This window comes from Streptomyces sp. CB01201 (assembly GCF_002803085.1).
Classification (GTDB): domain Bacteria; phylum Actinomycetota; class Actinomycetes; order Streptomycetales; family Streptomycetaceae; genus Streptomyces; species Streptomyces hundungensis.
Genome location: NZ_NNBJ01000004.1, coordinates 400,821 through 421,716, shown reverse-complemented (window position 1 = coordinate 421,716; position 20,896 = coordinate 400,821). Strand labels below are relative to the sequence as shown.

Here is a 20,896-nt window from a genome sequence, read left to right as displayed (position 1 = left end):
GCGCAGGCCGGGGTGGGGGCGCCGGTGCGGGTAGGCCGGGGTGTGTACGCCGGGGTGTGTACGCCGCGGGGCGTGGGGTACCCGCTACTTCTCGGGGCCCACCGGGATGTCGAGCACGACCTTCGTGCCGCGGTCGGGCGCCGGCACCATGTCGAAGCCTCCGCCCAACTCCCCTTCCACCAGCGTCCGTACGATCTGCAGACCCAGATTCCCGGTGCGCTGGGCGTCGAATCCCTCGGGCAGCCCCCGGCCGTCGTCCCGCACGGTGATCAGCAGCCGGGACTCCTCGCGGGTGCCGCCGCGCAGCGCCGAGACCTCCACCGAACCCTGCTCCCCCGGCGCGAACGCGTGCTCAAGCGCGTTCTGCAACACCTCGGTCAGGACCATGGCCAGCGGGGTGGCGACCTCGGCGTCGAGTATGCCGAAGCGGCCGGTGCGGCGGCAGTTGACCTTGCCGGGCGAGATCTCGGCCACCATGGCGAGGACCCGGTCGGCGATCTCGTCGAACTCGACGCGCTCGTCCAGGTTCTGCGAGAGCGTCTCGTGCACGATGGCGATCGAACCGACGCGCCGGACCGCCTCGTTGAGGGCCTCGCGGCCCTGGTCGGAGTCCATCCGGCGGGCTTGGAGGCGGAGCAGGGCCGCGACCGTCTGGAGGTTGTTCTTCACCCGGTGGTGGATCTCCCGGATGGTGGCGTCCTTGGTGATCAACTCCCGCTCGCGGCGGCGCAGTTCGGTCACATCGCGCAGCAGCACGAGGGAGCCGATGCGCGTGCCCTTCGGCTTCAGCGGGATGGCGCGCAGCTGGATCACCCCGCCGTTGCCCTCGACCTCGGCCTCCCTCGGCGCGTATCCGCTGGCGAGTTTGACGATGGCCTCGTCGACCGGGCCGCGGGCCGGCGCGAGTTCGGAGGTCAGCTGGCCGAGGTGCTGGCCGACGAGGTCGGAGGCGAGGCCGAGCCGGTGATAGGCGGAGAGCGCGTTGGGCGAGGCGTACTGGACGATGCCGTCGGCATCCAGCCGGAGCAGGCCGTCGCCGGCGCGCGGCGAGGCGTCCATGTCGACCTGCTGGCCGGGGAACGGGAAGGATCCGGCGGCGATCATCTGCGCGAGGTCGGAGGCGGACTGGAGGTAGGTGAGCTCCAGGCGCGAGGGCGTACGCACGGTGAGCAGGTTGGTGTTGCGCGCGATGACGCCGAGGACCCGACCCTCCCGGCGCACCGGGATCGACTCGACCCGGACCGGCACCTCCTCGCGCCACTCCGGGTCGCCCTCGCGCACGATGCGGCCCTCGTCGAGCGCGGCGTCCAGGAGCGGGCGCCGGCCGCGCGGCACCAGGTGGCCCACCATGTCGTCCTGGTAGGAGGTGGGGCCGGTGTTGGGCCGCATCTGGGCGACCGACACATAGCGCGTGCCGTCCAGGGTGGGCACCCACAGGACGAGGTCGGCGAAGGAGAGGTCGGAGAGCAGCTGCCACTCCGAGACCAACAGGTGCAGCCACTCCAGGTCGGATTCACTCAGAGCGGTGTGCTGGCGGACGAGGTCGTTCATGGAGGGCACGCTGTGAGCGTACCTGCGTCCCACGACGAAAATGACTGCGGGCCGCGGCGCCAGGACAGGACCCTCAGCCCGTCCGGGCACCGCAGCCCGATTGCCGGCCGGCGGGTGTGCGGTCCCTCCGGCCTCAAGAGAGGTCACGGCGCGGTCAGGGCAGAGAGCGCCGGGGCCTCGGTCCCGCCCGCCTGTGCGGGGTGGGCGGAAGCTCGATGTGTTCATTGTGGACTAGACCATTCTGCCCTGTCCATCCATCTGCACCCCGCAATATTCCGCGCCGGCCCGCCTCTCGCAACCCTCAGCGCGCCCGTGTCCGCTCCGAGGGCCAGGCCAGCATGGCTGCCTCGGCGACGGCTTCGAGTTCGGCGCGGCCCGCCCCGTCGCGAGCCTGCTGGGACATGCCCTGGAAGACCGCCCCGCTGAACCGGGCGAGTGCGCGCGCGTCGGTGCCCTCGGGCAGGTGCCCGGCGGCGATGTCCGCGGCGATCCGGCTCTCGATGACGTCCAGGTTGGCGTTCCGCTGCTCACGCAGGCCCGCGCTGACGGCTTCGGTGGTGCAGTTGGCCGCGGCGCTGATGACCAGGCAGCCGTACGGGTGCGCCGGGTCGGTGAACTCGGCGGCGGCCTCGCGCAGCAGCCGGGCGACGGCCCGGCGTGCGGTCGGCTCCTCGGCCAGGGCCCGCGCCGCGAAGGCCCCGTAGGTCGCCCCGTAAGCGGTCAGGACCTCCTCGAAGAGGGTCCGCTTGTCGCCGAAGGCGGCGTAGAGGCTGGGTGCACCGATGCCCATGGCCCGGGTCAGATCGGCTACCGAGGTCACCTCGTAGCCGTGCCGCCAGAACTCCATCGTGGCCTGTTCCAGGGCCTTGTCCCGGTCGAAGGAGCGGGGGCGGCCGCGCTGTTTCGTCGCCATGCGCCGATCGTACCGCGCTTCTTTAGCGACCACTAAAGAATGTGCTACGTTTCTTTCCGTAGCGACCGCTACATAAATATTCGGGGTGGAAGGAGCGCGGCCATGGGCTCGCTCGACGGAAAGACGGCACTGGTCACGGGCGGCAGCAGGGGCATCGGGCGCGGGATCGCCGAGCGCCTCGGCCGGGACGGGGCGCGGGTGGCCGTGCACTACGGCACGAACGAGGCGGCGGCCAAGGAGACGGTGGCGGCCATCGAGGAGGCGGGCGGCTCCGCCTTCGCGATCGGGCAGGAGCTCGGGGTTCCGGGGGACGCGGCCGCCCTGTGGGAGGCCTTCGACCAGCTGGCCGACGGGGTCGACATCCTGGTGAACAACGCCGGGGTCGGGTACCCCATACCGTTCGGCGAGGTCCCCGAGGAGGCCTACGACCGGTTCTTCGCGGTCAACGCCAAGGCCCCGTTCTTCGTGACGCAGCTCGGCCTGACCCGGCTGCGCGACGGCGGCCGGGTCGTCAACATCTCCAGCGGCCTCGCGCGCGCGGCCATGATGCCGGAGACGCTCACGTACGCCATGACCAAGGGCGCGCTCGATGTGCTCACCCGGAACCTGTCGAAGCTCCTCGGCCCGCGCGGGATCACCGTGAACTCGGTGGCGCCCGGGGTCATCGACACCGACATCAACGCGGGCTGGCTGCGCGACAACGACGACGCCTGGGCGGCGACGGCCGCGATGTCGCCGCTCGGCCGGGTCGGCGAGGCGTCCGACATCGCGGACGTGGTCGGGTTCCTGGCCTCCTCGGACGGGCGCTGGATCACCGGCCAGTGGCTGGACGCGACCGGCGGCGTGATCGCCTAGGACCGGGTGCGCCGACGGCGGGACCGGGGGCACCACCGGCCGAGGGGCCGGCGCGGGGGTGCCCCCTGCGGCCGCACCCCGGACATGCGCCATGCCTCCGAATGGCCGCCTTCGTATGCGTTCCGGCCACCCGGGCGGTCGACCATGGGAGCAGGCGCGAGCCTGCTCCTCGGGGCCGTCACTCTGCTAGATTGGTCTATACCACGCCCGTTGTAGTTTCACGTCTCCAGATCGGCAGGCCCACGTGGAAGTTGTCATCGTCCCGGACGCCAAGGCAGGCGGCGAGCTCATCGCGGAGTCGATCGCCGCCCTGTGGCGCCGCAAGCCCGACGCGCTGCTCGGGGTGGCCACCGGCTCGACCCCGATTCCGATCTACGACGCGCTGACCGCGAAGGTCTCCGCCGGTGACGTGGACGTGTCGCGGGCCCGTGTGTGCCAGCTCGACGAGTACGTGGGGCTGCCGGCCGGGCACCCCGAGTCCTACCGTGCCACCGTGATCCGCCAGGTCGTCGAGCCGCTCGGGCTCGGCGCGGACTCCTTCATCGGGCCGGACGGCTCCGCCGAGGACGTCCAGGCGGCGTGCGAGGCGTACGACCTGGCGCTCGCCTCGGCCGGCGGGGTCGACCTCCAGATCCTGGGCATCGGCACGGACGGGCACATCGGCTTCAACGAGCCCTGCTCCTCGCTCGCCTCGCGCACCCGGATCAAGACGCTGACCGAGCAGACCCGGGTCGACAACGCGCGCTTCTTCGACGACGACATCGAGCAGGTGCCGCACCATGTGATCACCCAGGGCATCGGGACGATCCTGGAGGCACGTCACCTGGTGCTGCTCGCGACGGGTGAGGGCAAGGCCGAGGCGGTCGCGCAGACCGTCGAGGGGCCTGTCGCCGCGGTGGTGCCGGCCTCGGCGCTCCAGTTGCACCAGCACGCGACGGTTGTCGTGGACGAGGCGGCGGCGTCGAAGCTGAAGCTTGCGCCGTACTTCCGGCACACCTTCACCAACAAGCCGGTGTGGCAGGGGCTTTAGCCCCCCTGGGGGCGGGGCCGCCTTCGGCGCGGCCCCGGGCCCCTGAACCGGCTTCCCCCTCGCACCGTGCGTGGCTGATCGCGCAGTTCCCCGCGCCCCCAAAAGCCCGACTCCGCCCTCGGACCGTGCTGGGCCGATCGCGCAGTTCCCGGCGCCCCTCACACCCGATTCCGCCCGCGGACCATGCGTGGTTGCTCGCGCAGTTCCCCGCGCCCCCAAGGGCGCTTGGCCCTGCCGGCACCGCGATCCCTCAGGGCGCTTCGCCCGGCCGCCACGGCACCCCCCAGGGGCGCGGGGAACTGCGCGACCAGCCCCCGCCGGGCCGCGACCGGACCACAAAGCCGACACCCCCCAGGGGCGCGGGGAACTGCGCGACCAGGCCGCGACGAGCCGGGGCCGGACCACAGCAGAACCACCCCCAAGGGGCGCGGGGAACTGCGCGAGCGGCGCAGGGCGCGGCGGGGCCGGGCCGGCGGCGGTCCCGCCCCCGCGTACCCGGAACCGCGGGCCGGCGGAGCCGTTACGCCGGGGTCAGGGCCGGGAAGCGGATCCGGGTGCTGCACAGGGCGACGACCAGGGCCGAGGCCGCGACCGCCCCCATCCCCCACGCCAGACTCGTACCGTTCGCGATGAAGCCGATCACCGCGGGCCCGCCGAGCAACCCCGTCGTGCCCATCGCGGCGACCAGCGCCAGGGCGTCCGAGCCCTGGCGGGCCGCGGCCACGTACACGCACGGCGTCACCGCCGCGATGCCGAGCCCGACGCAGGCGAACCCGAGCAGTGCCGGGACCACCCCGCCGGCCAGCAGGGCGAGCGCGAGGCCCGCGCCGGCCAGCACGCTGCCGACCCGCACGATCCGTTCGTCGCCCCACTTCGTGCGCCAGCCGTCGGCGAAGAGGCGGGCCAGGACCATCATCACCGAGACCACGGCGATGCCCAGCGGAGCCAGCTCCGCCGGCGCACCCGCCGTGTCCTTCAGATAGAGCGCCGACCAGTCGTTCATGGCCCCCTCGGTCACCGTGCCGAACGCCATCGCCAGACCCATCCAGATCGTCACCCGGGTCGGCAGGGTCAGCCCCTTTCGCTTCTCTCCGGCTGCCGGGTCGGAGTCGGACGACTCCGCGTGCTCCGCAGGACTTTGATCCTCCGTCAGCAGACCTCCGCTCGCCGCGAGCACCAGCGCCGCGAGCAGTGCCGTCGCCGTGAGGAAGTGGGCCGGCAGCGCCGAGGACAGCGAGGTGACGCCGGAGGCGAGCAGCGCGGCGAACAGCGAGCCGGCGCTGAACGTCGCGTGCATCTTCGCCATCGTGGTCCGCCGGTACTTCACCTCAAGCGCCGCCGCCTGCGCGTTCATCGCGACGTTCAGACAGCCGACCGCGACCCCGTCGCAGCAGACGATCAACAGCGTCACCGCGTAGTTCGGCGTGACCGACAGCGCGAGCAGGACCGCCCCGAGGGCGAGGGCGGACCCGACCGCGAGCCGGCGGGAGCCGAACCGCCTGGTCAGGACCGCCACCAGCGGGAAGGAGAGGGCGGCCCCGGCCCCGCAGACCATGAGGAGCAGGCCCAGTTCCGCCTCGGACAGGTCGAGCCTCGTCTTCAGCGCGGGAATCCGCGAGACCCAGGTGGCGTACTGGAAACCGAGACAGCAGAACAGTGCCGCGATCGCCGCCTGTGACCGCCGGTATTCATCGCGAAGGCGATACATGCGCGTTTCAGCCTACTTCCATGGACATGTACATCGCGTTCGTGCCGTAGCTCTCCGGCAGTTCGACCTCGGGGTGGGCGCGGTAGCCGAGCTGGGCCCACAGCACATGGGCTCCCCTGACGGCCACCAGGGAGATCTGTTCGTAGCCCAACTCCCGTGCGGTCTCGCGGAGATGGGTGAGCAGCCGGGGGCCGAGGCCCCGGCCGCGCAGGTCCTCGGCGATGACGAGGTCGTGGGCGTGGAGGTTCGGCGAGGGGTGGCCCGACCCTTCGGCGCGGCTCAGGTCCGGGCTGGAGAAGGGCGGGTAGGGCAGCGCCAGGAGATAGCCGCCGACTCGTCCGGACTCCTCCAGCACGAAGCAAGTACCGTCGAAATGACGGGACTTGAGGGCATCCCTGCCCTCGGACAGGCCGTCCTCGGTGTAGGCGTCCGCTTCCAGGGCCACGATCGCGTCCCAGTCGCGCTCGGCCAGCGGGCGGACGACGACATCCGTGTCCGGCAGCAGCCCGGTGTTCGACGGAGGCATCCGCTCCGCACCTCCGATGCAGGTGTAGGGCAGCGGGTCGAAGCCGTTGAAGCCCTGGGTGGTGTAGCCCACGGCGTACGCGCCGCAGGAGTGGATCCAGACCGGGTCGCCGGAAGCCGCCCCCGCGGGGACCTGGACGCGTCCGGACTCGTGGTCGTAGGCGTCGTCGCTGTCGCACGTGGGGCCCGCGACCACGGCCGGGACCTGACGGTCCTCGGCGTGCCCCGGGAACTCCAGGCGGTACTGCAACTCGTCCATCTCGTACAGGCCGTTGAACTTCCCACAGCTCAGATAGAGCCAGTTCTGCCGCTCGCCGTCGCGCTGGCGGCGGGTGGAGAGGCGGGAGACGCGAGCGCGGATGGCGCCGTGGTCGGCCACCAGGTGGCGGCCGGGCTCCATGAGGAAGGCCAGCGGTGACGCCGACTCCTCGCGCAGGCGCTGCATGCCCTCGCGGAGCACGGCGAACATCTTGTCCAGCGGCGGCTCCAGCGGCCGGCCGCGCTTGTCGAGGCAGCCGAGGGCGGGCAGGCCGCCGCCGAGGTTGATGTGGTCGAGCAGGATGCCCCGGCCGCCCAGGACCGCCACCAGGTCCACGAGATCGTCCAGCGCGCCCCGCCAGGCCTCCGAGGTCATCTGCTGCGAGCCGACGTGCACGGACAGGCCCGCCGGGGTCAGACCCGCGTCGCGTGCGGCTTCCAGCACGCGTACGGCGTCGTCGGCCGAGCAGCCGAACTTCTGGCTGAGGCCCCACAGCGCGCCTTCGCCGCTGGTGGCGAGACGGCAGAACACCCTTGATCCAGGGGCGTGTTGGGCGATCGCCGTGACGTCCTCGACGCTGTCGGTCGCGAAGTCCCTGATGCCCAGACGGTAGGCGTCGGCGATGTTCTCGTCCGACTTGATCGTGTTGCCGTAGTGGATGCGCTCGGCCGGCACGCCCGTCGCGAGCGCCTGCTCGATCTCTCGCGGGCTGGCCGCGTCGAAGCCCGCGCCCTGGCGGGCCAGCGCGCCGAGCACCTCGTCCACCGGGCACGCCTTCATGGCGAAGCGGACCGCGATGCCGGGCAGTTGCCGCAGCAGGGCCGCGTACTGGGCCTCGATGCCGCTGAGGTCGAAGAAGATCCGGTCGTCGGTGGCGGCGTCCAGGGCCGCCCTGAGGGCCGCGCTCTCAGGCATCGTCGACACCCCGGGCCGGGCTCTCGGACCTGCTGGCCGTGACCAGCGGGCCCCATGCCTCGATGAGCAGCGCGAAGTCCTCCATGTCGGCCTGCGCCTCGTCGAGCAGCCGCTCGCGCAGCGGACGGATGTGGTCGGCGAACTCCGCGTATTTGCCGCCCAGTTGGCGGTAACAGCGGTCGACGACATCGAGCCTGCGGATGTTCTCGGCCCGGTCCGTGCCCGTGCTGCGTCCGACGAGCTCGCCGATGGTGGCGGCGCGTACGTGGTGGTTCTCGTCGAGCAGCGCCCCGCGGGCCCCCTCCATCGCCGTGTAGACGGGGTAGAGGTAGAGCATCGACAGGAGGAACTTGGTGAACCGCAGCTGGTAGGCGGTGAACCCGGGGCCGGTCCGGCGCTCGGGGGTGTAGTAGTTCACGATGTTCCGGTTGTGCACCACACCGGGCAGCGTCGCGTCGCGGACCAGGTGCAGCAGGAAGTAGTCGCTGCCGATGGTGCTGGTCGCGGGCGGCAGCGGCACCCGCTCGTAGACCTCGTGGTCGAGGCCGATGTTGCACATGTCGATGCGCCAGATGTCGGGGGTGCCCAGGGTGGACTCGTCGTGCGTGAACGGGTCGGTGCCGGCCCCGACGAACGACTCGTCGACCAGCTCGCGCCGCTCCTCGGCGGACGCCCCCTCCTCGGCCCACAGGCCGACGACCTCGTAGTAGAGGGCCGGGTCGAGCTCGCGTATCTCGCCGATGTCCACCGACAGCTCGCCCACGAAGGAACTGCCCACCATGGCCACCGGCTTGTGGATGTCCGCCGGGTCGAGCCGGGTGCGGGTCACGTCGGGGACGGCGTCCACCGCGCGCTTGCCGAGCGAGAGGAGCTCGTGGTGGATGGGGTAGACCGGTTCGCCGTCCAGGGTCTGGTAGACGCTGTCGGAGTCGCGGCGGTGCACGGAGGAGCAGCCGAGCGCGCTCGCGACGAGGAAGGCACGGTTGGTGCAGGCCCCGTACGACACCTCGGCGGGCAGCATCAGATCGAGCAGCAGATCGGGCTTGGTGAGACCGGCGCGTTCGATGACGCGCTGGAGGAAGTGCCGCTGCCGCGCCTCGTCCAGATGGTGCACGACGATCCGCTCGTGCGGTCTCAACCGCCTTATCGCTTCGGCGTGTTCGGCGCGTATCGGCTCCGCGCACGAGTCCAGGACCAGCAGGTGGACCTCGACGTCGAAGTGCTCGACGGCGTACGCGGCCTCTTCGCCCAGCGCCGTGATCGTGGCGGCGCAGGGCCGGTTGGTGGGCAGGGTCAGGCAGATTGCGCGCATGACTGATCTCCGGTCGGCCGCTCGGCGTCCTGTGCTGCCGCGTCCTGTCCGTGCCAGGATTCGAGGCCGAGCAGTTTGGCGCCGAGGTCGTTCAGGGTGGCGGTGGGATACCTGAGGGACTCGTGCCGCCGGGCGTCGCCGACCAGCGTCTTGTTCCAGTCCGGGGTGCTGAGGCTGCGCCAGGATTCGACGCGGGACTTGCGCACCTCCTGGTCCGACTCCAGGGCGGGCATCATCGAGAGGTACTGGACCGCGCGGACACCGTTGTCAGAGGTGTTCCGGGCCACGCCGTGCGCGAGCAGGCCGTTCCAGATCAGCAGGTCGCCGGCCTTGAGCTGGGGCCGGATGACGGGGAACTCCGAGCGGTCGGCGTCGGGCCTGATGGGGTCGCGGTCGGCGGGCTGCCCGATCCGCCACTCGTCGAAACGGCGGAACAGCTCGGGCGAGCACTGGAAGCCGCCGTGGTCGTCCTGGGTGTCGTTGAGCGCGATGATGCCCTGGACGCGCTGCGGCAGCACGCCGAGCGTGGTGTCGACGTCCCAGTGCAGCTCGATGTCGAAGCCCTTGTCGGTGGGTTCGATCAGCGCGCGGTCGCGGTCCTTGATGTTGGGCGGGTTCAGGTTGAGCCGGTCGAGGGTGACCCACAGCTCCTCGCAGTCCCACACGTCGGCGAAGGCGTCGTAGACCCGCTGTGCCTGACGGCTGTCCCACAGGAGCTGGTGGTGGTAGGCCTCGACGAACCCGTAGACGTGCAGGTGCTGTTCGAGCTCGGTGGCGAACTCGCGGTCCTCGGAGTACCAGGTCTCGGGCCGCTCGGGGTCCAGGCCCTGGAAGTCCCAGGTGAAGTCGAGCAGCCGCCGGGCGGCGTCGGCCGGGATGGCCTCCTTCACGACGACGTACCCGTACGTCTGCCAGAACGCGAAGTCCTCCTCGGACAGGACGCGCAGCGGGCGGGACTTCTCGATGTCCCGCAGCTGGGTGCGGGCGAGGTAGGTCTCGCCGCCGTCCGAGCTGAAGTAGGGGACGTCCGAGGCGGCTCGGAACAGATATCGGTCGGGGGCCGTCATGCGATCACTCCAGGTCAGGATGGCCGGTGGCTGAGCGGGTCCCGGGCGGCGCGGGGAGGCGGCCCGGGCGCGGGCGTGCCGAGGACGGGGGCGAGTGCGGGAAGGGTGCGGCCGCCGGAGCGGATCGCGCGGGCCGGGTGAGGTCACGGTCGGCGGCGAATCGCTGTGGGCGGATGGGTTCGGCGGACGGGGTGCTCGCGTCCGGCTGCCGCCTTGCGGCCGTCCGGGGCCGGGGGTGCGGGGTGCCGGGCGATGCGGGGGCGCCCTCGGCACGGTCCTGCGCCGACCGGTTCTCGGCTGGCATTGCGAGGGCAAAGAGGCATGGAGGGAACGGAGTTGGCGACATCGGCGCACCGTCGCGCCGGCCGGTCAACCGGTGGAGCACGTACGTCTCCACGAAGACTGAGCCGGGGTTGCCACCTCCTTGGATGTGGTGCCGCTCGCGAGCCGAGGACACCTGCACCGATCTTGCGTACCTCCAAGGTGGACTAGACCAACTTCCGGTGTCAAGCCCCAAGTTGACGGGCCGCGAGGCGCAAAAGGGGCGGGTTCACGCACCGGACACACAAGGGCTACGTACTGTCAAGTAGACCTTGGCCAAGCCGAGTTGGAACGCTTCGGGAGAGCCAAGCGGAGTTCCACACTCCGGTGCCGGGGCGCAAGTCGGCCCTCGCGTACATCGGAAGTCGGCCCCTTCGTACACCCTCGCCACGCTCCCCTCGCCACACCCGCACATGCAAACGTGGCGGGGTGACGGCCCGCCGGCCGTCACCCCGCCACGTGATCGGTGGGGCGTGTCAGACTCCCGCGATGGCCTCCGCCGCCGCCCGTCCGCACACTCGTGCCGCGCCGTGGGTGGCGATGTGCAGGGCGCCGCGCGGGGTTGCCCGGGGCACGCCCATCTCCACCACGACCGTGTCCGGGCGCGCCGCGAGCAGCGCGTCCAGGGCCGCCGCCATCCACGGGTGGCGGTGCTCGTCACGGACGACCGCGACGATGCGGCGGTCCCCCGCGGCAGCGAGCACATCGGCCGCCGCGGCGTCCGTGCCGAAGGTGCCGCTCTCGGTGCCAGGCAGCAGCCCGTCGAGCTCGGCGCCGATGCTCCAGGGCGTCTCGCTGCTCACCGCGATGTTCATGACCGGCGTGAAGGTGGCGACGTACGGGGCCTGCTTCAGCGCTTGCCACGACGGCGAGGCGGTGACCTTGGCGGCGCGGCGCGCGGCGACCAGGCCGATGTCGCTCGCGATACCGGTGCCGGTGCCGGGCGCGGTCCCCTCCTGCACCGCCGCGCCCGGCGCCGTCACGTCCCCCCTGGCCCGCTGGGCCCACGCGGCGAGCGCACGGACCCGTGCGGCGGCGTCGGCCAGGCGCTCCTCGGCCAGCTCGCCGTCGCGTACCGCCGCGACCAGCGCGTCGCGCAGCCGCAGTACGGTGCCCTCGTCGGACAGGCCGCCGCCGACGCACAGGGCGTCGGCGCCCGCCGCGATCGCGAGGACCGAGCCTCGCTCGATGCCGACCGTCCCCGCGATGGCCTGCATCTCCACCGCGTCCGAGACGATCAGCCCGTCGTAGCCGAGCTCCTCGCGCAGCAGTCCGGTGAGGATGCGCGGGCTGAGCGTGGCGGGACGGGCGGGGTCGAGCGCGGGAAGAAGGATATGCGCGCTCATGACCGACTTGGAACCCGCGGCGATCGCGGCCCGGAAGGGCACCAGCTCACGCGCGTGCAGCGTGTCGAGATCGACGTCGATGCGGGGCATCGCGTGGTGCGAGTCGACATTGGTGTCGCCGTGGCCGGGGAAGTGCTTGGTGCAGGCCGCGACGCCGGAGGCCTGGAGGCCCTCGATGTAGGCGGCGGTGTGCCGGGCCACCAGGTCGGTGTCGGCACCGAAGGCCCGGACGCCGATGATCGGGTTGTCCGGGTTGGAGTTCACGTCCGCGGACGGGGCCCAGTTCAGGTTGACGCCGCACTCGGCGAGCCGCCGGCCCAGTTCGCGGGCCACCGCGCGGGTCAGGTCCAGGTCGTCGACCGCGCCGAGCGCCAGGTTGCCGGGGAAGGACGAGCCGGTGCGGACCTCTATGCGGGTGACATCACCGCCCTCCTCGTCGATGGCCACCAGGAGGTCGTCCCGCTCGGCCCTCAACTGGGCGGTCAGGGCCGCCACTTGAGGGGCCGAGACGATGTTGCGGCCGAACAGGCCGACGGAGGCGAGGCCTTCGCCGATGCGGCGCAGCAGCCAGTCCGGCGCGGTGGTGCCGACGAACCCGGGCTGGAGCACGGCAAGGGCGTCGCGGGTCAGAGTGTCGGAACCCGTGGTCATAGTCGTCATGGGGCGGGGTTATCCCTTCACTGCGCCGGCCGTCAGACCCGCGGCCATCTTGCGCTGGACGAGGAGGAAGAGAATCACGATGGGGACGGCCATCATGGTCGATCCGGCCATCATCGGGGCGTACTCGGTGCCGTGCTGGGTGGTGAAGTTGGAGAGCCACACGGTCGCCGTCTGATGATTCTGGCTCATCAGCATGAGGGCGTAGAGGTACTCGTTCCAGGCCTGGATGAAACCGTAGACCGAGGTGGCCACCATGCCGGGGGCGAGCAGCGGGAAGACCACGCGGAGGAAGGCGCCGGTGCGGGTGCACCCGTCGACCATGGCCGCCTCCTCCAGCTCCTTGGGGACGTTGACGATGAAACCGCGCAGCGTCCACACCGTGAAGGGGAGGATGAAGGTCAGGTACGTGATGATCAGGCCCGAGAGCTTGTCGTACTGACCGAGGTCGTTGAGCAGCAGGAAGACCGGGATGATCATGGCGACGAGCGGGACCATCTGGACCGCGAGGATGCCGATGATGACGATCTTGCGCCCGCGGAAGGCGAACCGGGAGATGGCGAGGGCCGCGAGCAGCCCGACCGCGATGCCGATCAGGACCACGACGACCGAGACGATCACGGACCGGCCGATCGAGCCCCAGAAGTCGCCGATCTGGAGCGCCCGCCGGAAGTTGTCGAGCGTGAAGTGCGTGGGGAACAGATGCGGGTCGGGATCGATCGCGTCCTTGGCGGGCTTGAACGCGGTGTTCAGCATCCAGTAGACCGGGAAGCCCGCGGTGACGAAGACGAGCAGGCCGAGCAGGTTCCAGCCGAGCTTGGTCTTCTTGCGGGTGGGCTTGGCGCGCAGCGCGGCGGGCGCCGTGGCGGTCGAGGCAGCCATCGTTACTCCGTCTTGTCCGTTCGCGATGCTCACTCGACGTCCCCGATCTTGAGCATCTGGCGCATGTACACCGCGATCACACCGAGCAGCAGGAGCACGGTGAGCAGGGCGATCGCGGAGCCCTGCGAGTAGTCGTTGACGACGAAGGCCTTGTCGTACGAGTACGTGGTGAGGAGCTGGTACTCCGGCTCGGGGTGGCCGCCGCGCATCACGAAGACCTGCGGGAAGACACCCATGTCCCAGATCACCGAGAGCGTCGCGAGCATCACGATGATGGGCTTGAGGATCGGCAGCGTGACGTGCCGGAACACGCCCCAGGAGCCGGCGCCGTCGAGCCGGGCGGCCTCTTCCAGTTCCTTGGGGACCTGGGTGAGACCGGCGCTGAGCGTGATGACCACGAACGGCACCGCTCCCCAGACCACGAGCAGCATGATCACGGCGAGGCCCTGGGTGCTGCTGATGAACCAGTTGTGTCCGGTGACGTCGACCCCGGGCAACTGGCTGAGCAGCCAGTTCAGTACGCCATAGTCACTGTCGAACATCCACTTGAAGATGGTGATCGCGACGACGATGGGCATGCCCCAACTCGCCACCAGGGCGATGTTGATGAGGGTCTTGACCCAGCCCGAGACCCGCTGGAGCAGCAGGGCTATCAGCATGCCGATGACCATGGTCAGGACGACCGCGGTGGCGGCGAAGACGATGGTGCGCACGACGACTTGCCAGAACTCGCTGTCGCCGAGGACGTTGGTGAAGTTGTCGAGGCCGACCGACTCGGCGGCCTGGAAGCCCCACAGCTGGGGCTGCCCGAACTTCTCGAAGGACAGGGTGACGAGCCGTACCAGCGGATAGCCGAGGACGAGCGCGAGGACGAGCAGACAGGGCGCGAGCAGTGCCCAGGGCACCGCCGCTCCCCCGCCCGTGCCACGCTTCTTCCCCGGCTTGCCGGGATGACCGGATCCAGCACCCGGTAGTGGGTCGCGCCGCGCCGGCGGCACCTTGGCGGTGGTTGTCTCTGCGGCACTCATCGCGCGCTCCTGGTGATCCCTCTCTGGAACTGGCCAGGCAGGGCCCCGTCACGGTGACGGGGCCCTGCCCAAAGGTCACTTGGTGTTGATGACCTTGTCGATCGCGGCGTCCGCGTCCTTCGCGGCGGCCTCGACCGTCTTCTTACCGGTGCCGATGGCCTGGAGCATGTCCTGGAGGGTCTTGGCCTTCTCGACCTGGCCCCAGCCCGGCGCCATCGGGACGAACCAGCTGGACTCGGCCGCAGTGGCCGGGACGGCCGTCTTCGGGTCCGACTTCAGCGGCGCGAGGTCCGTCTTGTTGTTGGGCAGGTTGCCCTTGGCGACCAGGCCCTTCTGGCCCTGGGTGCCGGTGAACGCGTTGATCCACTCGGCCGCGAGCGCCTGCGCCTTGGACTTGACCGGGACCGCGAGGTCCGAGCCGCCGAGGAAGACCGGCATGGCCTTGCCGGACGGGGCCGGCATCACGAAGGACTCGATCTTGTCGGCGAGCTTGCCGACCTTGTCGTTCTCCGGCAGGGCGGCGTTGGCGCCCTCCCAGGCCGGGCTGAAGACGAGGAAGGACTTGCCCTGGCCGTAGACGATCGGGCGGTCCGCCTCGTCCTTGGTCTTGTCGCCCTTCATGTACTTGTCGACGACGTTCTTGAACTCGGTGAGGCCCTTGATGGACTCCGGCGAGGACAGGTTGGCCTTGAACTTGTCGCCGTCCTGCTTGGCGATGGAGCCGCCGGCGTCGTAGACGAAGGACATGGCCGCGTACCAGTCACGGGTGGGCTGGTACCAGGCGCTGAACTTGTCGCCCTCCTTGGCCTGCACCTTGTCCAGGTCGGCCGTCAGCTCGGCGTAGGTCTTCGGCGTCGCGGTGATGCCCACGTCCTTGGCGATGTCCTTGCGCCAGGTCGCCGTGCGGCCGCCCGCGTAGTAGGGGACGCCGTAGGTCTTGCCGTTGTACGTGACCGACTGCTTCAGCGCGTCGAGCCAGGCGGCGGAGTTGTCGAACTTCGACGCGTCGATCTCGGCGAACGCGCCCTTGACCGTGTAGGGCAGCATCTCGGAGTTGCCCATCTCCACGACGTCCGGCGCCTTGTCGGTGGCGAGGACGGCGTCGAGCTTGGCGTTCTTGTCCGGCCAGCCGTAGTACTCGTGGTTGATCTTCAGGCCGGGGTGCTTGGCGACGATCGCGTCGTCCGCCGCCTTCACCAGCTCGGGCCAGTTCTTCTGGGCGTCGACCGTGAGCCAGACCGTCAGCTCCTTGGCGTCGCCCCCCGCGGCGCCGTCCTTCTTGTCACTGCCGCCGCATGCCGCGGCACCGATCATGATGCCCGCGACGCCGATCGCCGCGATGAGCTTGCGCTTCACGCCACTCTCCTCAGGGATGACTGAAACCCCCCGCCCACCGCGATGCCACATACGACGAGTACTGCCCGTGGGGCTGGGATCTGGTCTTTAATGGTTTAGACCAGTACCGGGAGCTTGGCCTAGACCTATTGGGGTGTCAAGAGTCGATAAGAACGCTGAGACCGTCCGTTATCGGACCGACACCTCACCGCCCCGGACATCCCTCAACTCCGCCCCCACGCGCCCGATCGGTCCCACCACGGGCTGCCCCGAAGGGCCGGCTGGGCTTTAATGGTTTAGACCAACTTGCACACTTCCCCGCACGTCCGCCGCGCGGCGGTGTATAAGAAGGGCTTGTCGATCGCGTTACCGGACCGACACCCTGACGGAGGGCGACGACCCGTGACCGGTCCGTGCCACCATGTGAGCCGCGACAGACGGAGGAGCCGGTGACGGCAGCAGCGCAGCACTCGGGAAGGCAGACCATGGCCGCCGACGCGGGCGGGAACGAGACGGAAGCGGGCGCCGGCGCCCGGACCGCTCGCGTGCCCAAGTACTACCGTCTCAAGCGCCACTTGCTGGAGATGACGGAAACCCTTCCGCCCGGCACCCCGGTGCCGCCCGAGCGGACGCTGGCCGCCGAGTTCGACACCTCCCGCACCACCGTGCGCCAAGCCCTTCAGGAACTGGTGGTCGAGGGCCGCCTGGAGCGCATCCAGGGCAAGGGCACGTTCGTCGCCAAGCCCAAGGTCTCCCAGCCGCTCCAACTCTCCTCGTACACCGAGGACATGAGGGCCCAGGGCCTTGAGCCGACCTCCCAGCTCCTGGACATCGGATACGTCACCGCCGACGACACCCTCGCCGGGCTGCTCGACATCGGCGCGGGCGGCCGGGTGCTGCGCATCGAGCGGCTGCGCCTGGCGAGCGGCGAGCCGATGGCCATCGAGACCACGCACCTGTCCGCCAAGCGCTTCCCGGCACTGCGCCGCTCCCTGGTGAAGTACACCTCCCTCTACACCGCGCTCGCCGAGGTGTACGGGGTGCACCTGGCGGAGGCCGAGGAGACCATCGAGACCTCGCTCGCCACCCCGCGCGAGGCCGGGCTGCTCGGCACCGACGTGGGCCTGCCGATGCTGATGCTGTCGCGGCACTCGCTCGACGGCCAGGGCGAGCCGGTGGAATGGGTGCGCTCGGTCTACCGGGGCGACCGGTACAAGTTCGTGGCCCGCCTGAAGCGCCCGACCGACTGAGCGAAACCCGCCAAGCACCGCGGAAAACGGCCACGCCCCTCGGGGCGTGGCCGTTCGGCGTTCCGGAGCCTTCGCCTCCAACTCCCGCCCGGCTCCGGCACGTTGTGCCTGGCAGCAAGGTGCCCGCACGGGCATATCCCCTGCTGAGCGCGGGGCCCGCGGCGCCGACGGGGGCGGCGGGGGCTGGCACCGTCCTGCCGCGCGGATGCGGCCACCCGTTTTCCGATGACACCCCGCCCGGTGTCGGCCAGTCTTGAACTCGCCAAAGGAAATCCGGTCGGCCCGGAACTCCCGCCGAAAACCTCACCCAAAGGTGGTCCTCATGCGTGCCAGATTCCGTTCGATCGCGGTTCTTCTCCTTCCGGTCGCCGCCTCGGTCGTCTGTGTACTGACCGCGCAGGGAAACACCTCGGGGCCGGCCCATCAGATCGCCGATTCCGTCACCACCGCCGTCACCGCCCCCGCGCCCGTTCCGTCCGGTGACTCCGGCGACGGATTCTCCTGGGGCTGACCCATCTATCTCGTCGGCATTTCGATGACCGCCGCTCCCGGGGACGACGCGGAACCCCCGACGAAGTCACAGGTGATCGAAACGCTCCGGCGCATCGACCCGCCCCGGGACCACGAGGGGCCGGCCCGTGCGCTCGTCATCGGGCGGTCGATCCGACTGGCCCTCTACCTCACGAGTCCGGACGAGAGCGAGGCCGTGAGCCGCGCCCTGGACATCTGTGCCCGACTGCTCGCCGCGTCGCCGGAGTTCGCCCGCTTCCACATCACGGACTTCAGGCTCCTCTGACACCGCCGGACCGCCGGCTCCCCAGAAATGCGGCACGCCGATATCCCCGTGCCTTGTCACCCCCCGTACTCCGGAAATGGAATCGCCATGCCCAGGGCCCGCCCGAGCGTGTCCGTCATCATCCCCAATTTCAATTACCAGAAGACCCTGCGGGCCTGTCTGGAATCGGTGTTCGCCCAGACCCACGCGCCGCTCGACGTCATTGTCGTCGACGACGCGAGCACGGACCGGTCACGCGACATCGCACGCGAATTCCCCTGCGTCCTCATCGCGAGTCCGCGCAACGGGGGCGTGTCCGCCGCCCGCAACCTCGGCGCGGCGGCCGCCCGCGGCGAGGTCCTCTTCTTCCTCGACTCCGACACCGCGCTCGCCCCGGACGCCGTGGCGAACGCCGTCGACCAGCTCCTGGCCGACCCCGGTCTCGGCTGTGTGCACGGGGTGCTCGACCCCGAGCCGCTCTTCGACGACGGCCCCGTCGAGCGCTACCACGCCCTGCACGCCCACTTCTGGCGCCGCCGCGGCGCAGGGGAGGTGCGCACCGCCTTCTTCGCGCTCGGCGCGATCTGGAAGCACGTCTTCGAGGAGATCGGCCCGTTCGACGAGAACCTGCGCGATTCCGAGGACGTCGAGTACAGCGGCCGGCTCGTCGAGAAGTACCGCATCCGGATGTCGGAGACCGTCACCGGGCGGCACGACGACGTCGACCGGCTCGGGCCCATGCTGAGCGAGCAGTACCGGCGCTCCCAGCTGCTGATCGCGGCCGTCGGCCAGATGCGGGCGGGCGGGCTCAGCGCCAACCGGCCGCTCGGCGTGCTCGCCGCGGCCCTCGCGCCGCCCACGCTGCTGCTCGGCCTCCTGTCGCCGTGGCTGCTGCTCGTGCCCGCCCTGTGTCTGCTGCTCTTCGCCTGCGCCGACCCGGGGCTCAGCCGGTTCGTCCTGCGCACCAAGGGTCCCGGGTTCCTCCTGTGGTTCACCGGCGTCCACTTCGTACTGCACCTCGCCCTGGTCCTCGGCGCGGCCCGCGGGGTCGTGCGCTGGCTCACCGAACCGGACTTCGGGCCCACCGTGCGCCGCCGGACCCCGGTGCCCAGCGCCGGCCCCAGGTGACCCACGGCCCCACGCACCGCGACCGCCTCCCCGCCCGGTGTCCCCCGCCACCGCCCGTCAGCAACTGGAGCCTGTCCATGGCCACTCTCGGCCCCACGCTCGCCCAGCAGCCGGCCCGCACCCAGCAGGCCCGGCCTCCCAGCCTCCTCCGCGATCTCCTCTCCCTCGTCCGGCCCGGCCAGTGGTCCAAGAACCTGGTGGTGGTGCCGTTCGGACTGCTCGGCGCCCAGCGCCCGGCCGGGCACATGCTCGGCGGCGCCGCCGCGGCCGTCGTCGCCTTCACCCTGGCGTCCGCGCTCGTCTACCTGGTCAACGACATCAGCGACCGGGACCGGGACCGAAGCCACCCGCAGAAGCGCAACCGCCCGGTCGCCGCGGGGCGGGTCCGGGTGGGCACGGCCGTCACGTTCGCCGCGGTGCTCGTCGTGTTGCTCGGCGCGGCCGTGACCGGCTGCGCACTGCTCGGCGTGACCCCGGCCGCGGCCTGGTGGCCGGTCGTCGCCTACCTCGGCCTCAACGCGGCGTACAGCAGGGGCCTCAAGCACGTGCCGCTGCTCGACGTCTTCATCGTCGCGCTCGGCTTCGTCCTCCGGCTCGTCCAGGGCGCGCTCGCCGCGTCCTCACCCGTGCCGAACTGGCTGGTGCTGTGCGTGTTCTCGCTGTGCCTGATGCTGATCCTCGGCAAGCGGCGCCACGAGATGACCGTGGGCGGTGTGCTGCACCGGCCGGCGCTGCGCGGCTACACGGTCGGCTTCCTCGACCAACTCCTGGGATTCGCGGCCGTGTTGACTGCCATCAGCTATGTGCTCCAGGTGCAGGGCAGTGCGATCTTCGGGCGCCACGGCACCGCCGTCGCGATGCTCACCGCGCCGTTCGCCCTGTTCGGGCTCGCCCGCTACCTCCAGCTGCTCATGGTCGACTCCGGCGGCGGCAACCCGTCCCGAGCCCTGTTCCGGGACCGCGTGACGGTGTCCAACGCGCTGCTGTGGTCCGCTCTGGTCGGCGGCTCCGCCCTGTTCGTGCACACCGCGTCATGACGGCCGCCGAACTCGCCCCCGCCGCCCCGCGGGGCCCGCTGCGCCGGGCCGTGCCCGTCCTGTTCCCGCTCGCCGTCGCCACCGGCATCGGCTTCGCCCTGCACGACCGGATCGGCGACCTGGCCGACCTGGTGGTACGCCCGGGGGCCGTGCCCTATCTGCTCGGCGCGCTCGCCGCCAACGCGGGCGCCGTGCTCCTGTCCATGGCCACCTGGCGCACCCTGCTCGGCGACCTCGGCCCGAGGATTCCGGGCCCGGTCGCCACCCGGATCTTCTTCACGTCCTTCCTCAGCAAGTACCTGCCCGGCGCGGTGTGGGGGGTGCTCGCCCAGGTCAGGATGGGCCGCGCGGTGGGCGTGCCGGGGCCGGTGGTGGTCGCGGTCTTCCTGCTGAACCTGATGGCGGCCGTCCTCACCGGCCTCACCATCGGGCCGGTCGCGGCGCCCTGGACGCTGGGCGGCGACGCCTGGTGGCTGCTGCTCCCGGTCGCGGTCACCGTCGCCTGCGCCGCCCGGCCCGGACTCATCAACTCCCTTGCCGCGCTGGGCGCCAGGCTGGCCCGGCGTCCCGCACCCACCGCCACCGCGAGCGATGCGGGGATGCGCCGGGCGATGGCCTCGGCGGCCGCGTCCTGGGCGGTGTCCGGGCTGCATCTGTGGGCGCTGGCCGTGATGCTGGGCGCGCCCGCCGCCAAGGCGCTGCCGGTGTGCGTGGGCGGGTTCGCGCTGGCCACCGCCGCCGCGAGCCTGGTGGTCGTCCTGCCGGACGGCTGGGGCGCCCGCGAGGCCGTCCTGATGCTCGCGCTCTCCGCGGTGCTGCCCTGGCAGGCCGCCGCAGCGGCGGCCGTCGCGAGCCGGGTCGTCTGCACCCTGAGCGAGGTCCTGGTCGGCGGGGCCGCGCTGCTCCTCACCCGCACCACCGGCCGGCCCGCCGCCCTGGCCACCTCCACCTGACCGCACGCCGCCACGAAGCCCGCCAAGGCTCCGCGGACCTCCCCGCACC

General features: G+C 71.1%; 18 protein-coding genes and 1 pseudogene. 8 read left to right on the top strand and 11 right to left on the bottom strand.

The window, feature by feature from the left end:
- Positions 1-84: 84 nt before the first annotated feature.
- Positions 85-1,551 carry a sensor histidine kinase gene (locus tag CG740_RS12065; RefSeq protein WP_100575043.1) on the bottom strand — a complete coding sequence of 489 codons (1,467 nt, stop codon included), beginning with the start codon at positions 1,549-1,551 and terminating at the stop codon, positions 85-87.
- 301 nt (positions 1,552-1,852) lie between these two features.
- Entirely contained in the window at positions 1,853-2,464 is a 612-nt protein-coding gene (locus tag CG740_RS12060) for a TetR/AcrR family transcriptional regulator (RefSeq protein WP_100575042.1), read from the bottom strand.
- Between the two features lie 102 nt (positions 2,465-2,566).
- On the opposite strand from CG740_RS12060, the gene CG740_RS12055 reads away from it, so the two are divergent.
- Both CG740_RS12055 and nagB read left to right on the top strand, forming a co-directional pair.
- Positions 2,567-3,319, top strand: a complete 753-nt coding sequence (locus CG740_RS12055; protein ID WP_100575041.1) for an SDR family oxidoreductase — start codon at positions 2,567-2,569, stop codon at positions 3,317-3,319.
- Between the two features lie 244 nt (positions 3,320-3,563).
- Entirely contained in the window at positions 3,564-4,349 is a 786-nt protein-coding gene (gene nagB / locus CG740_RS12050; protein ID WP_100575040.1) for a glucosamine-6-phosphate deaminase, read from the top strand.
- 520 nt (positions 4,350-4,869) lie between these two features.
- On the opposite strand, the gene CG740_RS12045 is transcribed toward nagB, so the two are convergent.
- The 9 genes and pseudogenes from CG740_RS12045 to CG740_RS12010 all read right to left on the bottom strand — a co-directional run bounded on the left by CG740_RS12045 (position 4,870) and on the right by CG740_RS12010 (position 15,725).
- The gene (locus CG740_RS12045) at positions 4,870-6,057 is read right to left on the bottom strand and encodes an MFS transporter (RefSeq protein WP_100575039.1); all 1,188 of its coding nucleotides are present in this window, start codon (positions 6,055-6,057) and stop codon (positions 4,870-4,872) included.
- Positions 6,058-6,064: 7 nt separating this feature from the next.
- Positions 6,065-6,583 carry a GNAT family N-acetyltransferase gene (locus CG740_RS40850; RefSeq protein WP_234376211.1) on the bottom strand — a complete coding sequence of 173 codons (519 nt, stop codon included), beginning with the start codon at positions 6,581-6,583 and terminating at the stop codon, positions 6,065-6,067.
- A 9-nt stretch (positions 6,584-6,592) separates the two neighbouring features.
- Positions 6,593-7,756 (bottom strand): annotated as a pseudogene (locus tag CG740_RS12040) (type III PLP-dependent enzyme); the annotation flags it as partial.
- Positions 7,749-9,068, bottom strand: a complete 1,320-nt coding sequence (locus CG740_RS12035) for a DUF6271 family protein (RefSeq protein WP_100575037.1) — start codon at positions 9,066-9,068, stop codon at positions 7,749-7,751. The pseudogene CG740_RS12040 and the gene CG740_RS12035, both read right to left, overlap by 8 nt.
- Entirely contained in the window at positions 9,050-10,135 is a 1,086-nt protein-coding gene (locus tag CG740_RS12030) for a phytanoyl-CoA dioxygenase family protein (RefSeq protein ID WP_100575036.1), read from the bottom strand. The genes CG740_RS12035 and CG740_RS12030 overlap by 19 nt, the downstream gene beginning before the upstream one ends.
- Positions 10,136-10,932: 797 nt before the next feature.
- Positions 10,933-12,462 carry a glycoside hydrolase family 3 protein gene (locus CG740_RS12025; protein WP_100575035.1) on the bottom strand — a complete coding sequence of 510 codons (1,530 nt, stop codon included), beginning with the start codon at positions 12,460-12,462 and terminating at the stop codon, positions 10,933-10,935.
- Between the two features lie 9 nt (positions 12,463-12,471).
- Positions 12,472-13,341 carry a carbohydrate ABC transporter permease gene (locus tag CG740_RS12020; protein WP_100575034.1) on the bottom strand — a complete coding sequence of 290 codons (870 nt, stop codon included), beginning with the start codon at positions 13,339-13,341 and terminating at the stop codon, positions 12,472-12,474.
- 29 nt (positions 13,342-13,370) lie between these two features.
- The gene (locus tag CG740_RS12015) at positions 13,371-14,369 is read right to left on the bottom strand and encodes a carbohydrate ABC transporter permease (RefSeq protein WP_100575033.1); all 999 of its coding nucleotides are present in this window, start codon (positions 14,367-14,369) and stop codon (positions 13,371-13,373) included.
- 75 nt (positions 14,370-14,444) lie between these two features.
- Entirely contained in the window at positions 14,445-15,725 is a 1,281-nt protein-coding gene (locus CG740_RS12010; RefSeq protein ID WP_100575032.1) for an extracellular solute-binding protein, read from the bottom strand.
- Between the two features lie 464 nt (positions 15,726-16,189).
- Here CG740_RS12010 and CG740_RS12005 point away from each other — a divergent pair, with 464 nt between their 5' ends.
- The 6 genes from CG740_RS12005 to CG740_RS11980 all read left to right on the top strand — a co-directional run bounded on the left by CG740_RS12005 (position 16,190) and on the right by CG740_RS11980 (position 20,847).
- The gene (locus tag CG740_RS12005) at positions 16,190-16,954 is read left to right on the top strand and encodes a GntR family transcriptional regulator (protein ID WP_100575031.1); all 765 of its coding nucleotides are present in this window, start codon (positions 16,190-16,192) and stop codon (positions 16,952-16,954) included.
- 322 nt (positions 16,955-17,276) lie between these two features.
- Positions 17,277-17,465, top strand: a complete 189-nt coding sequence (locus CG740_RS12000; protein ID WP_159030278.1) for a hypothetical protein — start codon at positions 17,277-17,279, stop codon at positions 17,463-17,465.
- Positions 17,466-17,537: 72 nt separating this feature from the next.
- Positions 17,538-17,750, top strand: coding sequence for a hypothetical protein (locus tag CG740_RS11995; RefSeq protein ID WP_100575100.1), 213 nt, complete (start codon positions 17,538-17,540; stop codon positions 17,748-17,750).
- An 87-nt stretch (positions 17,751-17,837) separates the two neighbouring features.
- Positions 17,838-18,857, top strand: a complete 1,020-nt coding sequence (locus CG740_RS11990) for a glycosyltransferase family 2 protein (protein ID WP_100575029.1) — start codon at positions 17,838-17,840, stop codon at positions 18,855-18,857.
- A 77-nt stretch (positions 18,858-18,934) separates the two neighbouring features.
- Positions 18,935-19,894 carry a UbiA prenyltransferase family protein gene (locus tag CG740_RS11985; protein ID WP_100575028.1) on the top strand — a complete coding sequence of 320 codons (960 nt, stop codon included), beginning with the start codon at positions 18,935-18,937 and terminating at the stop codon, positions 19,892-19,894.
- A complete protein-coding gene (locus CG740_RS11980) occupies positions 19,891-20,847 on the top strand; it encodes a lysylphosphatidylglycerol synthase domain-containing protein (RefSeq protein ID WP_100575027.1) in 957 nt (318 codons plus the stop codon). The genes CG740_RS11985 and CG740_RS11980 overlap by 4 nt, the downstream gene beginning before the upstream one ends.
- Positions 20,848-20,896 lie beyond the last annotated feature (49 nt).